This window comes from Pseudomonas sp. FP597, assembly GCF_030687435.1.
In the GTDB taxonomy this organism is placed as follows: domain Bacteria; phylum Pseudomonadota; class Gammaproteobacteria; order Pseudomonadales; family Pseudomonadaceae; genus Aquipseudomonas; species Aquipseudomonas lactucae.
Window position 1 is genome coordinate 2,918,764 of the sequence record NZ_CP117432.1, and the last position, 13,535, is coordinate 2,932,298.

Consider the following 13,535-nt stretch of genomic DNA (forward strand, 5'->3'; position numbering starts at 1 on the left):
GCCGTCCGTTGTTTGCTGCGATATTGCGAGGTGCCTGGGACATGAAAGGATTGAAAACGCTGTTGGCTGCGTCTTTGACGGCTTTGAGTCTGTCAATCGCCTCACTGCCGGTTTCAGCGGCGCAAGCGCCGGTGCATTTTGCCGACTTGAACTGGGAAAGCGGCAGCCTGATCACTGAAATACTGCGGGTGATTGTCGAGAAGGGCTACGACCTGCCCACCGACACCTTGCCCGGCACCACCATCACCCTGGAAACCGCCCTGGCCAAGAACGACATCCAGGTGATCGGCGAAGAGTGGGCCGGCCGCAGTCCGGTATGGGTCAAAGCCGAGGCCGAAGGCAAGGTGGTGGGGTTGGGCGATACGGTCAAAGGCGCAACCGAAGGCTGGTGGGTGCCGGAGTACGTGGTCAAGGGCGATGCCGCCAAAGGCATCAAGCCACTGGCGCCGGACCTTGCGAGCGTGAAAGACCTGGCGCGTTACAAGGATGTGTTCAAGGACCCTGAATCCCCGGGCAAAGGGCGCTTTCTCAACAGCCCCATCGGCTGGACCTCGGAAGTGGTCAACAAACAGAAACTCAAGGCGTATGGCCTGGAGGACAGCTACGTGAACTTCCGCAGCGGTTCGGGGGCGGCGCTGGATGCCGAAATCGCCTCGTCGATCCGTCGCGGCAAGCCGGTGTTGTTTTACTATTGGTCGCCAACGCCCTTGATGGGACGCTACAAGTTGATCCAACTGCAAGAGCCACCCTTTGATGCCGAAGCCTGGAAAACCCTGACGGATGCGGATAATCCTGATCCCAAGCCGACAAGGTCGTTGGCGTCCAAGTTGAGTATCGGCGTGTCCACGCCGTTCCAGAAAGAACACCCGCAGATCGTGGCATTCTTTGAAAAGGTTGAGTTTCCGATTGAACCGTTGAACAAAGCCCTGGCGACCATGAGCGAGAACCATACCCCAGCCCGAGAGGTGGCCCAGGCGTTCATGAAAGAGCATCCAGAGGTGTGGAAAGCGTGGTTAACCGAGGATGTGGCAGTGAAGGTTGAAGCGAGTCTGAAGTAACCTCAGGCTTACTCTCAGGTCGAATTGTGGGAGCAGTGGCGCGACGATTCGATTTGCGCTCGAACGCATTGCTACGGATTACCTTTAGCGTGAGCAATCTCCCACAGGTGGTTCACATTTTCAGGCTATGAACTGCGGGTGGCACACCGTGTGCCGACGAAATGCCTGCAAAAAATCCCCTGGCGACTATCCTATTTCGGACTTTTCCAGGGAGAGCCTGCCATGAGCTTTGTCATCGCACGATGGATCGTCGGCATTTTTACCGGCATCAGCATGGTCCACCTGTACTGGGCCGCCGGCGGCAAACTCGGCAGCCTCGCCGCCATCCCCCAACTACCCGGTGAGTTCGCCAGCGGGCCACGCCCGGCGTTCAAACCTTCGGCTCTGGGCACTTTTTTAGTGGCGATGGGGCTGGTGACGATAGCGCTGCTGGTGTGCCTGCGTGCCGGGCTGTACTTCCCGCCGGTGTCCCATCGGGCATTGCAGTGGGGGATCAGCGCGATTGCCGTGGTGATGTTTGCCAGGGCAATTGGGGATTCGGAGTTGGTGGGTTTCTTCAAAAAGGTCGGCGGCTCGCGGTTTGCGCGGCTGGATACGTGGTTTTATTCGCCTTTGTGCCTGGTGTTGGGGGCGGGGTTGTTGGTGGTGGCGTGGAGTTGATGGCCTGATCGCTTATCAGGCTTGGAGTCAGCATTGAATAAAATACAAATTGGACATGGAACCGGGAATTTTCTTGGCTTTTCCTAGTTCAGGTACTCGTTGAAATCATGCTCCAACGACATCTTTGTTGATGTGTTTTTGGTATCGGAGCGGTAACTCGCAGGCGTACATATACAGCCGCCAGCGGTCGAAACCGTCGATCCTCTCATCAGGACCATAATCAAAGTCGATACAGGTTTCAGCTAGATAAACACGGCAGCCGATCCCGTGCAGCTCGTAGGTGACTTCGTTTGCAATGGAGCCACGTTGCGGAATTTTTTTTGGAGCGACATAGGCCCAGAATATTTTTGGTTCCGAATGAGTACTCAAGCAGATCTGTGGCCTTTCTTACTTGTGCTAAATACTCAGCGATCAAGTTTTCCAGCGGTTGTGTAGAGGTGATCATGTTTTTTCAATGCGATATCCGTCTGCAATTACTGTAAAAATACTTTCTTCCTGATCGTTTGACTTGAAACAGTAAGTTTTCTTATTTTGAAGGGGCGCAGTACGTTTCACGTTTTGCGAAAAGCTAACGCCTTCTTCGTTATAAATGTCGCATATTTCGTTGCCGATCACGCTAATTCCTTTAAAAGCAATAGGGTTGTGAAAGGTGATCAGTAGGAAATCGTCTTGTTGGTTGGTAAAGACGACCAGTAATTCGTGAGCGTCAAGCGCTTCGTCCCCGGTCAAGGGTATTCTTTGATTTTTCTCCAGTATTATTACTCCTAGTAAATGTAGAGTGGTTTAATATCAAGTTTCCTTTTGCGGATGGCCCTGTAGTGTTGTATTCAGTTAGTTGTGTGGTTGTGTTTTTTTGTGCCGTTTATGTAGTGGTGAACGTCTTCAATGCTTAATTTTTTAAAGCAGGTTTTTATCTTGTTTAAAATTATCTCGTTTTTGTGATGGGATTGATAGATGAATTGAGCTGCTGCGTGGGTTTCTGAATCGTAAAATCTACATAACAATATATTTGGTTGGGGCTGTAGGAAGGTGCTGATGTTTTCGGGTGTGATACGTTTTTCAAATATGGTCATTCTGCACCAGAGGTCTTCTATTTCAGTTTCGGTTTCTTGAATTAACAGAACGACCTCATGTGAGCCTCCTAAGGCCAGGTTTTGTATTTTTTGAGGATCGCTTGGGCGGTTTTTAATAGTGGAATAAATGTTGCTTTTTTCATTTTCTTTACATAGATTTCCAGTATTAAGTGTGTCCGCCGTGTTTTTTTTGTATAGGTATTCGTCGGTTTTTAAATTGAAGTCGACATTTGTTGTTGCGGACCACTCTCTTGTTTGATAGGGGGTCATTACGTCACGCCAAGACTCCCAGACACTATTGAAGCCGTGGTCTAATAATGTCGTGGTGGTGAGCCTCGCGTCATTCGTTGGGTTTATGCTTTTCCATGGCCTTACTCCGGATTCATTTATATATACAGTTTTCATTTTTATCTCTTGAAATAGGTGTGTGAGTCATGACCCATTTTTAATGGGGTTTTAATTTCATATGCTGTGTTCTTGGTGTTGAAATGTGGTCCGTGATTACCTTCTGTGTGGCCTAGAGAATGCTCATGGATTCTAGTGATGTGGGGTTTTTTCAAGCTGAAAACGTACACGCGACCCATGATATGATGAGTGGATCGTTCAATATGATTTTCTCAATGCAAAGAGGTGATTAACAGTTGAGGCTATCTTTTTTCAAGGGTTTTATCCGTCTTGATTAAATGATCTTCGAATTTTTTTACTACATGATCCAGCCACAAAAGCCCTGAAGTCCACTGGTATGGGTAATAGTAATAACAATACTGCTTATGGAGTAAGTCTTCTTGAAACTCTTCCTCGTTTGTGTATGAATTTATTAGCTCTAAAATTTCCTGCTTGACCTTGATGATTGTCTCTCTCGTTGAGTCGAATAAAAATGTGTCGATAACCTCATCGGCCGAGGAATGATCTTCTGCCCAGTCTTGGTTGAAGTAGGCGCCAAAAAATTGTTGGAGTTCTGTCAGTGGTTTATTCATTTTTTTGGATATCCGGTTAATAATAGATAGCCCTCTGGCATTTTGGGGGCTCTTTTTATAACTAGCAAAAAATTATATACAGGTATGGATTTTTTTGTTCCGCTTAGCATGCTGACTCCTACCGTTTCGTTAGCGCTGTCTTTAATTAAGAGCTTGTCCTTCTTTCCACTTAAAAACTCAATTATCTCTTGTTGGTGTGTTGCCAGACTTTTAGAGACTATGGTTTCGGCCTCTTCCAGAGTTTTGAACGTAGATGAAGCAGGGAGATGTGGTTCCGACTCGAATCTTGCCGCTAATTGTTCGTCAGTTCGTCCTACATGCTTTTTAATCAGGTGTCCTCCAGCATTCTCATGAGTGGTTAATACACCGGAAGCTGTCTTTTTTGTTAAATTGCCTTTTGATCCAGGACAATCACCAGTCTTACAACTCAGCCCTAGCGGATCCACCCATCCCGTCGGATTAGGCACATATTGGTAGCTGTTGATCCCACCCGCCAGCTTCACCGGGTCCGGCGTCAGGTAACGACCAATGTCTGGATTGTAGTAGCGATGGCGGTTGTAGTGCAGCCCGCTTTCCGGATCGAGGTACTGGCCTTGGAAACGCAGCGGGTTGTCGATTTTTCCGATGTCGAGGCGGCTAATTTGACCGTAGGCGCGGTAGTGGGCGGACCAGACCATTTCTCCGTCTGGGGCGGTCAGCTCCTGGGGTGTGCCGAGGTGGTCGAGTTGGTAGTGGTAGGGTTTTGTTTCGTCTGGGCCGAAGCCTTCCAGCAGCGCCAACGGCCGGAAGCTGTCCGGTTCATAGAGATAGCTGCGATGCCGATCCGCGTGATGCTCGGCGATCAGCTTGTCGCCTTGCCAGAAAAATTCAGTGGTGATGTCGTTGACGGTTTTGCTGATGCGCCGCCCAAACGGGTCATAACGGTAGCTGGCGGTTTGGCCGTTGGGCTGGGTGAGGCCAATCAACCGGTGTTGGCAGTCGTAGCGGTATTCGGTAACGAGTTGATGGCCTTTGCCACGCCGTTCGCGGATCAGGTTGCCGAAGGCGTCGTAGTCGTAGTGTCGGTCGCCCTGGATCATCAACCGATTGCCCGCCACGATGTCCGGGCCGGGGCGGTCTTGCATGAGCAGGTTGCCGGCGGGGGTGTGGGCGAAGCGTTCCTGCTGATCTTGCGAGTGATCGGCGCGGGTCAGGCGGTTGAGCGGGTCGTAGCTATAACAGTGTTCGCCTTTGCGGGTGTCATTGAGGCGGGTGAGGTTGCCGGATGGGTCGTAGTCGTAGTGGCGTTGGTAGAGGTAGTTTTCCTGTTGAGTGACGGTGTGGGCGTGCAGGCGGTGCTGGTCGTCGTAGTGGTAGTGGCTGAGGAGTTGGCCTTGTTGGCGTTGGTGCTCCTGGCCGGCTTTGAAGAGGTGCGAGGTGAGCAGTGCGCCGTTGAGTTCAACGGTGGCGAGGTGGCCGCCCTTGGCGTGGTTGAACACCAGGCGGTTGTTGTCTGGCAGGCGTAGATGTTGAAGTTGGCCGCAGGCGTCATAGCCATAGCGCAAGGTGCCCCAGCCCTGATGTTCGGCGGTGAGGCGGTTTTGTGGGTCGTATTCGTAGGCCAGCGCCCAGTGGCCGTCGTCGACGCTGAGGAGGTTGCCTTGGCGGTCGTAGGCGTAATCGACCGTGTTGCCGTCGGGCAGGGTTTTTCGTACGAGGCGGCCGGCGTGGTCGCGCTGGTAAACGGTAACTAGCTGACGGCCGTCATCACCGTGTTCGGTTTTTTCCTGCAGGTTGCCGTTGAGGTCATAAACGTAGGCGGTGCGCTGGCCGTCGAAGCCGATTTCCTGCTGGATCAGGCCGTTGGGGTGGTAGTCCAGTCGGTAGATTTCGCCGATTTCGTTTTCGATGTCGGTCAGCCGCAGTCGAGCGTTGTCGTAGCGGTACTTGACCTGAGTACCATCGGCGTTGATGCGGCGGCTGATCAGGTGCAGGCCGTCGGCGTATTCGTAGCGGGTAACGTGGCCGAGTTCATCGCGTTCGGCGGTGATTTTTCCGTAGGGGTTGTAGCTGTATTCCCGCGTGGCACCGCCGGGGAGTACGACGCGAATTAGTCGACCAACGCTGTCCCATTGGTATTGGGTCAGCGCGTCCTGTTCATCCTCGCGGGCAATCTGGCGGCCCAGATCGTCGTAGCGATAGCGACGCACGCCGCCATTGGGCAGTTGCTCCTCAATGAGCTGACCGCGTTCATTCCACACCAGGCGATGACAGCTGTGATCCGGATACCAAACTCCCGTCAGTTGGCCGTATTTGTTGTAGCTGTAGTCTGTGGAAGTACCGTCAGGGTCGGTCTTGCGAATGACATCGCCTTGGTCATTGCGCTCGTACTTCCAGACGGCCTCCCCACGTCTTACAACCCGTACGAAGCCATTGTCATGCTCGTAGGATGTTGGTTCGTCGTCCCCTGGAAACAACGCCACCAAGCGTCCGGCATCGTCGTATTGATACGCCGTCACAGCGCCCAGCGGATCCTGCTCGACCGTCAGCCGGCCTTTAGCGTCGTAGGATTTGAAGTGCTGGGCGCCGTCCGGATCAACACGCTGCATCAACCGCGCCCGGTCATCGTGGACGTACACCTCCTGGCTGCCATCGGCGTTATGCACGACAACACGGCCGTCATCACCCCAGGCATACCGCGTGTCCATCTGCGAAAAACTGGCCCAGTGCCGAACACAGCGTGCGGCCTTGCCGGAGCGTTCCCATTCCCAAAAGAAGCTCGCCCCACCAGCCAAGCCCCGTTCCAGAATGACGTGCTGCTCGTCGTATCGATAAACCTCACTTTCGCCGACGGCATTGATCGCCGAAACCAGTCGTCCCAAGTCGTCATAGGCGTAGGAAACAACGCTCTGCTCCGTCACCCATTCGTAAGGCTCATACCTCTTGGCCCGCTGAACCTGGTAATCCACCGCCACGATGCGGCCCAGTTCATAACGCAAAAACAGCGAGCGGCCGACACCGTTATCCAACCGCTCAATACGGCCCATAAAATCCCGGGCAATCCGCAGCCGGTTGTCATACGCATCACTGATCGAGACCAGCACGCCGTCGCGAAAGTGATAAAACCGCGACGCCTGGGCCAGCACCAACTCATCCGGCGATGACCCCAAATAGATCGCCGCTTCAGCCAGGCTATTGGTGATTGCCGGGCGAACAACAGTTGGCATCGGAAACGAAGTAATGCGATTCTCATGGTCCGTCCACACCACCGAATCGCCCGAAACAGAAAGCCGCTGCGCCAGCGAATGGCTCCAACCAAACCCGAGCCCAACATCCACTTCCACCGCACTGGTGCGATACAACCGCGTCCACTCAAACGGCAATATCCCGTCCAGCACACCATCGGTCAGGGTGAGCAATTCCTCCCCGGTGACCATCGACACCGGGCAGCCATTGGTCACGGTCTTGTCCGCTGAAGCCGCCGCATCCCCGTTCAGGTTTTTCCCCGAAACAGGCGCATCGTCCACATGCTCGGTCTGCTTCAGCACCGCGTTCTGCCGCGCCCGCCAGCGCATCTGCAAGGTGCCTTGCTTCACCCCGCCGACCACCCCGCGAATCGCTACCGCCTTGTAGCGATCCACGGTCTGCATAAACCGGGTCAGAATCTTCAGCAGGCCTTCAACAAAACCTACCGCGGCATCCAGCATTTGCGCGCCGTACTTGACCAAGCGCACACCCAGATACGCCACACCCGCCGCCTGCAAGGCGATGGTCAGCACCACGCCAATCACCAGATCGACCAGCAGCGACACCACAAACCCTGCACCTACCTGCGCAACCTGGCCGGGCGGCAGCGCGTCCAGCCACAGCATCGCCGTGCGCACCAGCAGGAACAACGCCGCCTCGTCACTGGCCAGCAACATCGCCTGTTCCATGACCTTGGGCGCATCGGTGGCGATTTGCGCCAACTTGGCTGCCTGATCACCGAGCTGTTCGACGTACTTCAGCGGGTTTTCAAGGATCGCCTGCACCAGCTTGATGCTGTCCCACACGTCCATGATCGCGGCCCAACTGCCCGCCAGCACGCCGCTGCCAATCGCGCTGGCGGTGGACTGCTCCCAATACGGTTTGACGGCTTGCCAATGAGACCGAAGCCACTGCTCCAGGTCTGCCGTCAGCCCGGCATAGGAGGCAAACAACGCATCCACCTGCTCTGCCGACACGCCGCCCTGCACCCGCACCTGATAACGCCCACCGGCAGCGCAGTAGTGCGAGCCCTTGCCGTGCTCGTCGAGCATGAGCATCGTGGAGCTGCCATCGTCCAGCCCGATTACTTCAACCGGGATGTCGCCAATCGGCACGTCATACAGCGACTCGAATTGGCTCTCGATCTTCAACTCACCGCCCACCGGGCAACGGGCCACGGTGGAAAAGTCGGCATCGGACAGGCTCACGGAGCGCTGCGTATCCCCCACCCGCACCACCCGCTCCATGCCCAGCAACGACGGCATATCCGCGGCATGGCTCACCGAATCGAGCGCACGGGAATACCAGGCCCCCATCTGCTGGCGATACACCGCCAGGCTCTGATGAAAGCCATTCAGCTCATGTTCGATATAGGCAATGTGGGCGGCGTGGGTCATCCGTGACGTCTCGGCAGGGGGCAAGGCGTCGGAGTCTGCCGCAGCAAAAAGCGGCTGGATGAACGGTTGGGAAAATCAGAATGGGCTGACCAGAGTCAGAGAAAAAGCGCGCAAACCCAGTTCAAAGGGCTACGCAAAAAAGCGACTCAACTGATTGCAGCAAAACGTGAAAGAGCAATTCTGGATAGCGCCGGCCCCAGTGTGAGCCAGTTCGCTCGCCACCGGTTCAGCTATGCTGATAAGGCAATTTAATGGCCCCTTTGTAACAAAAACCTCGCCAGAATCGCGTTTATTTTCAGGTGGTTAGGTAGGGATGCAAATGCGCACTGTTGGAATCATGCTGATCGCCTGTTCTCTGGCCGGTGGCGCGGCGGCCGTGCAGGCACGGGAGCTGCGCGAGGGTGACAAGTACATGTGCAGTTGGGGCGCTGGCACCGCCGCCAGGGCGCAGGAACTCAAGTTGTCGGGGGTGTCGCTGTACGCCGCGCGGCAGAAGATCCAGACCATCAAGTTCAACAAATCGTGGATGCGCATGATGGCGATGGGCATCACCGAGCAGACCTATGACAGTCGCTCACGCCTTAAACCCGAGGCGATTCGCCAGAGCTTCTATCAGGACTGCGTGCGCTACAAAGTGGCGCGTAAATAATCCTTGGCACTTATTTCAATACCCCTTTTTTATAAAAGGAATTAGCCATGGAAGTCGCACCAAAAAGTGGCACTTTTATTCATTGCCACCTTAAAAAACATGTGGTTATTGAAGGGCTTACGACACTATCAATCCGACGAAAGGATTAAAATAATCTTGTTACACGTTTTTACAGTCGTTACTATAGCCGGGCGTTCACCTCCCACGGTTTATGCATTTTTAAATCCCAAGTTTCCATCAGCTACTTGGGATTTTTTTTGCCTGCGATTTGGCCTCGACTTCAAATGTTACTGTGGATACACGCCATCAAACGTGGGCCGTGGCGGCGGGCGAGAGGGTGTCGGTTGCGCCGTAATAGCGCCAGCAGCAATGCCGATGCTCGGGCACGATTACGCAGCCACTGAGGCTGACAATCAACAGGGCGGCGACCAGCATGGATATGCGACGGGACATGATGTTTCCTCATGGTGTGTGCGGCGTTAAACCTTGAACGCCGCCACACGCGCAAATCCGTCGCGATCCTTTCAAACATTTCATCAAGTCTCGCCAAACCCCGCGCGATACTGCCCTTCGACCCGAGTCTGAAAAAATCGGCGCGACTCGCGACGGATTTTTCGACACCCGCCGTTCAACCCATCAGCAGCGTGTATTCGCACGCCGATGAAGGAGTTGCCATGAGCCCACTGGCCAAATTGCGCTGTGCCTTGTTTGCCCCGTTGGCGTTTGCCGCGTTCGTCAGCACGCCGGCCTTTGCCCAGACCGAAGTCATCATCCGTGAGGCACCGCCGCCGCAGCGCGTGGAGATGGTTCCGGTCGAGCGGCCAGGCTACGCCTGGGACCGCGGGCACTGGCGTTGGGAAGGACGCGGCTACGCGTGGGTGCCGGGTCACTGGCAGCCAGTGATGCGTAATGCGCGCTGGGAACCCGGCCATTGGGAAGCCCACGGCCCCAATTGGTACTGGCGTGAAGGGCACTGGATCCGCTGATTTTCTGGAATCGCCCGATTGAAAGACACTGATCCGGACGTTGAATTGCTGGCGCGTATCGGCAATAACGAACCTGCCGCCGTCAACGAAATGGTGAGGCGCAAGCTTCCGCGTTTGCTGGCGCTCGCCAGCCGCTTGTTGGGCGATGCCGACGAGGCCAGGGATGTCGCTCAGGAGAGCTTTTTGCGTATCTGGCGTCACGCCGCCCGTTGGCGCAGTGGCGAAGCGCGGTTCGATACCTGGTTGCACCGCGTGGCGCTCAACTTGTGTCATGACCGCTTGCGTCGGCGCAAGGAACGCCCTTTGGATGAGTACGACCTGCTTGAGCTGGCGGACAGTGCGCCGTCCGCCGATGAGCAACTCGACACCGCCCAGCGCAATGCACGCGTGGCCGCCGCGTTGGCGGCGTTGCCCGAGCGTCAGCGCGAAGCCATTGTGTTGCAGTACTACCAGGAGCTGTCGAACATCGACGCCGCGGCCCTGATGAACATCAGCGTCGAAGCGCTGGAGAGCCTGCTGTCGCGGGCCCGGCGCCAGTTGCGCAGCCAACTTGCCGACACACCCGGGCTTGCCCGCCCAGGAAGGGGAAAACCATGACTTCTGAACGATTTGCTTATCTGGCCGATGCCTACGGCGCTGACCTGCGGCGTTGGCCTGCCGCAGAACAGCGCTCGGCTCAAGCGCTGTTGGACGCGGGTAACGTGCAGGCGCGCAATGCGTTGGCCGCGGCCGGTTGGCTTGATACGCAACTGGACAGCCATCAAATATTCACCGACCCGGCGCTGGTTCGGCAGATACGTCAGTCAGCACCCAGACCGGCATCTTTCTGGTCGCGCTACGCCAATTGGCTGTCGCCCGCGGGGCTGGTGGGCGTGGGCGTTGCCGGTATCGTCACGGGCATGCTGGTGGCGTCCATGAGCGTGCCGCTGCCGATGGTGTCGTCCGAGGTGTTGCCCAGCGTCTTCGATCAAGGCGATGCGCAGCTCATCTTCAGCGTCAACGCCGAGGAAACCGAGCAATGACCCCCAGATCCCTAAAACCGTGGTTGCTTGTTTCGGTACTGCTCAACGTGTTTTTGATCGGCGGGGTAGGCGGTGGGCTTTATCACTGGATGGCCCGGGCCACACCGGCTGAAGCCATGGTCAACCAGCACGGCCTGCGCCAGGCCATGGTCAAGTTGTCGCCGGAACGGCGCAAGGAGTTACGTCAACTGCTGCGCCACAATCGCGCCGACAGCCAGCCACTGGTGTTGGCTGGCCGCGAGGCACGCATGGGGGTGATCAAGCAACTGCAAGCGCCCACGCTGGATCGCGATGTACTGGTGGCCGAACTGGCCAAGGCGCGGGAAGCCGACACGGCGCTCAGGGCGCTGGTGGACACGACGTTGGCGCAGTTTGCCAGTGAGTTACCGCGAGATGAGCGGCAAAAGCTGGTGGAGGCCTTGTATTTACGGGGTGCGGAACGTGCTCATCGCGTTGGCGATGAATAAGCCGTGACGAACGGCAGAAAACGAAGGGGCGAAACCAGAGGGACGGGCGAGGGCAGAGCTAAAGGCGCCGTAGAAAAGACCTGACGATATTCCGGGTGGCGTCGGTGGTGTCCAATTGGTCCAGGGCCTCATAGGCATACCACTGGCAATCGACGATCTCATTGCAAGGGCGCGCCTCATCGATGTTCACGACCGACGCTTCGAATACATGGTGCAGCGTGTCGCGCGCCTTGAGTTCCTGCAGATAGAGCAACCCGTCCACGTTCAACCCGGTTTCTTCTTCCAGCTCGCGTTCGGCGGCGCCCACCGGGCGTTCGTCGCGTTCGACCTTGCCGCCCGGCAAAGCCCATTTTGACCGGGCCTTGCGCACGAAAAGGATGTGCCCCTCGTGTTCGCAAATGACCGTTGCTCTGATTTTCATCGTTTGTGCTCCCGCAGCGGGATGGGTGTCACAAAAGTGTAATGCAATTGTCATGCTAAGTGGTTATGGCGCGTGGCCGTGGGTACGTGGATACTGCCCGACTGATGAAAAAGCACGAGGACAAAGGATGAACACCATACGCTGGGGCATGATCGGCTGTGGCAGTGTCACTGAGTTGAAGAGTGGACCCGCTTTCTATAAAGCGCCAGGTTCGGCGCTGGTGGCGGTGATGGGGCGTCGCGAGGCGGCAGTGCGCGATTATGCGACACGGCATGGCATCGCGCGTTTCTACACCGACGCCCAGGCGTTGATCAACGACCCCGAAGTGGACGCGGTGTACATCGCCACACCACCCGACAGTCACCTGGAATACAGCCTGATGGTGGCGGCGGCGGGCAAACATTGCTGTGTCGAGAAGCCCATGGCGTTGAATGCCGAGCAGAGTGCGTTGATGCAGCGCACCTTTGAGCGCGCCGGGTTACACCTGTTTGTTTCCTACTACCGGCGTTCGTTGCCGCGCTTCCAACAGGTGCGCGATTGGCTGAGGGACGGGCGCATCGGCGAGTTGCGTCACCTTACCTGGGCCTTCTGCAAGCCGCCGGGTGCCGAGGACGCCAGCGCGGCCAACTGGCGCACCGACCCGCTGGTCGCCGGCGGTGGTTACTTTGCCGACCTGGCCAGCCATGGCTTTGACCTGTTCCAGTACCTGGCCGGGGATATCATCGAAGTCTCAGGTTTCACTGCGCACCAGGCCGGGCGTTATGCGGCTGAAGACGCAGTGACGGCGTGCTGGACCTTCAGTTCGGGGGCCTTGGGCATGGGCTGCTGGAACTTTGTCGCGGACCGGCGCGAGGACAAGGTCGAGCTGATCGGCAGCACGGGTCGCATAACGTTTGCAGTCTTCGAAGACCAGCCCCTGTGCCTTGAAGGCGAGGTCAGCGAAGTGCTGGAAGTGCCGTGTCACGCGCATATCCAGTGGCACCACGTGGTGGCGATGAACGCACATATTCGTGGCGAATCCGAGCATCCTTCGTTGGCGATCGAGGCGTTGAAGACCGACCGGATCCTGGACAAGGTGCTGCAACGTAACCCTAATCATCCTGGGTAGTCCTGTCGGATTGGGCAGTTGCCCGCGCAGCGTCAAGGCAGCATCGCGACACGGTAGCGCTCGTCAAAATCTTCGGCCAATTGCGCCAGGGTCACCTTGCCCAGGCGCTTCAACAGCAGCGCCTGGGCCTGTTCGAAAGCGTCCGTGAGCGCGGCATTCACGGCTTGCTCCACCAGGCATTGCGGATGGTCGGTGGACAGGCCGATGGCAAATATCGATGGCGTCCCCAGGGCGTTGTGAATGTCCAGCAAGGTAATTTCACTCAGGGGCTTACCCAGGCTCCAGCCGCCCTGATGGCCTTTTTCCGACCGTACGTAGCCTTTTTCCTTGAGCAGCCCGAGCGTGCGCCGCACCACCACCGGGTTGGTGCCGAGCATCTGGGCGATGGTCTCCGAGGTGGCGCGCTCCTCATGGCGGCCCATGTGGATCAGCACATGCAGCATGCGCGAAAGGCGGGTGTCGTTTCTCATCTATAAACCTCGTGTTTAAGCT

The 13,535-nt window shown here is 56.4% G+C and carries 17 protein-coding genes; 8 read left to right on the forward strand and 9 right to left on the reverse strand.

What is annotated here, in order from left to right; all coding sequences use genetic code 11:
* Window positions 1-41 precede the first annotated feature (41 nt).
* Both PSH66_RS13670 and PSH66_RS13675 read left to right on the forward strand, forming a co-directional pair.
* The gene (locus PSH66_RS13670; protein WP_305429370.1) at window positions 42-1,058 is read left to right on the forward strand and encodes an ABC transporter substrate-binding protein; all 1,017 of its coding nucleotides are present in this window, start codon (window positions 42-44) and stop codon (window positions 1,056-1,058) included.
* A 222-nt stretch (window positions 1,059-1,280) separates the two neighbouring features.
* Window positions 1,281-1,718 carry a DUF3995 domain-containing protein gene (locus tag PSH66_RS13675; protein WP_003173547.1) on the forward strand — a complete coding sequence of 146 codons (438 nt, stop codon included), beginning with the start codon at window positions 1,281-1,283 and terminating at the stop codon, window positions 1,716-1,718.
* Window positions 1,719-1,823: 105 nt separating this feature from the next.
* Here PSH66_RS13675 and PSH66_RS13680 read toward each other — a convergent pair whose 3' ends face one another.
* The 6 genes from PSH66_RS13680 to PSH66_RS13700 all read right to left on the reverse strand — a co-directional run bounded on the left by PSH66_RS13680 (window position 1,824) and on the right by PSH66_RS13700 (window position 8,390).
* A complete protein-coding gene (locus PSH66_RS13680; RefSeq protein WP_305429371.1) occupies window positions 1,824-2,087 on the reverse strand; it encodes a hypothetical protein in 264 nt (87 codons plus the stop codon).
* Window positions 2,088-2,159: 72 nt separating this feature from the next.
* The gene (locus PSH66_RS13685) at window positions 2,160-2,447 is read right to left on the reverse strand and encodes a hypothetical protein (RefSeq protein ID WP_305429373.1); all 288 of its coding nucleotides are present in this window, start codon (window positions 2,445-2,447) and stop codon (window positions 2,160-2,162) included.
* 98 nt (window positions 2,448-2,545) lie between these two features.
* Complete coding sequence (locus PSH66_RS13690; protein ID WP_305429375.1) at window positions 2,546-3,196, reverse strand: hypothetical protein; 651 nt, start codon at window positions 3,194-3,196, stop codon at window positions 2,546-2,548.
* Window positions 3,197-3,198: 2 nt separating this feature from the next.
* Window positions 3,199-3,375, reverse strand: a complete 177-nt coding sequence (locus PSH66_RS30155; RefSeq protein ID WP_157135716.1) for an HNH/endonuclease VII fold putative polymorphic toxin — start codon at window positions 3,373-3,375, stop codon at window positions 3,199-3,201.
* Between the two features lie 63 nt (window positions 3,376-3,438).
* Window positions 3,439-3,768: a contact-dependent growth inhibition system immunity protein gene (locus tag PSH66_RS13695; protein ID WP_042944570.1), complete on the reverse strand. Its 330-nt coding sequence runs from the start codon at window positions 3,766-3,768 to the stop codon at window positions 3,439-3,441.
* Complete coding sequence (locus tag PSH66_RS13700) at window positions 3,765-8,390, reverse strand: RHS repeat-associated core domain-containing protein (protein ID WP_305429376.1); 4,626 nt, start codon at window positions 8,388-8,390, stop codon at window positions 3,765-3,767. The genes PSH66_RS13695 and PSH66_RS13700 overlap by 4 nt, the downstream gene beginning before the upstream one ends.
* A 319-nt stretch (window positions 8,391-8,709) precedes the next feature.
* Here PSH66_RS13700 and PSH66_RS13705 point away from each other — a divergent pair, with 319 nt between their 5' ends.
* Window positions 8,710-9,039 (forward strand): hypothetical protein, encoded by a 330-nt coding sequence (locus PSH66_RS13705; RefSeq protein WP_026136677.1) that lies wholly within the window; start codon window positions 8,710-8,712, stop codon window positions 9,037-9,039.
* A gap of 306 nt (window positions 9,040-9,345) precedes the next feature.
* Here PSH66_RS13705 and PSH66_RS13710 read toward each other — a convergent pair whose 3' ends face one another.
* Window positions 9,346-9,492, reverse strand: a complete 147-nt coding sequence (locus tag PSH66_RS13710) for a hypothetical protein (protein ID WP_003173551.1) — start codon at window positions 9,490-9,492, stop codon at window positions 9,346-9,348.
* 221 nt (window positions 9,493-9,713) lie between these two features.
* Between PSH66_RS13710 and PSH66_RS13715 the strand changes: the two genes are divergently transcribed.
* From PSH66_RS13715 to PSH66_RS13730, 4 genes are read left to right on the forward strand one after another with little or no spacing between them, the layout of a single operon-like run.
* Window positions 9,714-10,025, forward strand: coding sequence for a YXWGXW repeat-containing protein (locus PSH66_RS13715; RefSeq protein WP_042944575.1), 312 nt, complete (start codon window positions 9,714-9,716; stop codon window positions 10,023-10,025).
* Between the two features lie 18 nt (window positions 10,026-10,043).
* Window positions 10,044-10,622, forward strand: coding sequence for an RNA polymerase sigma factor (locus PSH66_RS13720; RefSeq protein WP_003173553.1), 579 nt, complete (start codon window positions 10,044-10,046; stop codon window positions 10,620-10,622).
* A complete protein-coding gene (locus tag PSH66_RS13725; RefSeq protein ID WP_305429379.1) occupies window positions 10,619-11,047 on the forward strand; it encodes a hypothetical protein in 429 nt (142 codons plus the stop codon). Before PSH66_RS13720 ends, PSH66_RS13725 begins: the two co-directional genes overlap by 4 nt.
* Window positions 11,044-11,514: a periplasmic heavy metal sensor gene (locus PSH66_RS13730; protein WP_078732908.1), complete on the forward strand. Its 471-nt coding sequence runs from the start codon at window positions 11,044-11,046 to the stop codon at window positions 11,512-11,514. Before PSH66_RS13725 ends, PSH66_RS13730 begins: the two co-directional genes overlap by 4 nt.
* Before the next feature lie 58 nt (window positions 11,515-11,572).
* On the opposite strand, the gene PSH66_RS13735 is transcribed toward PSH66_RS13730, so the two are convergent.
* Entirely contained in the window at window positions 11,573-11,935 is a 363-nt protein-coding gene (locus tag PSH66_RS13735) for an NUDIX hydrolase (protein WP_305429380.1), read from the reverse strand.
* Window positions 11,936-12,062: 127 nt separating this feature from the next.
* Between PSH66_RS13735 and PSH66_RS13740 the strand changes: the two genes are divergently transcribed.
* Entirely contained in the window at window positions 12,063-13,043 is a 981-nt protein-coding gene (locus tag PSH66_RS13740) for a Gfo/Idh/MocA family protein (RefSeq protein ID WP_141064447.1), read from the forward strand.
* Window positions 13,044-13,075: 32 nt separating this feature from the next.
* On the opposite strand, the gene PSH66_RS13745 is transcribed toward PSH66_RS13740, so the two are convergent.
* Window positions 13,076-13,513 carry an Rrf2 family transcriptional regulator gene (locus tag PSH66_RS13745; protein ID WP_078824375.1) on the reverse strand — a complete coding sequence of 146 codons (438 nt, stop codon included), beginning with the start codon at window positions 13,511-13,513 and terminating at the stop codon, window positions 13,076-13,078.
* Window positions 13,514-13,535: the final 22 nt, after the last annotated feature.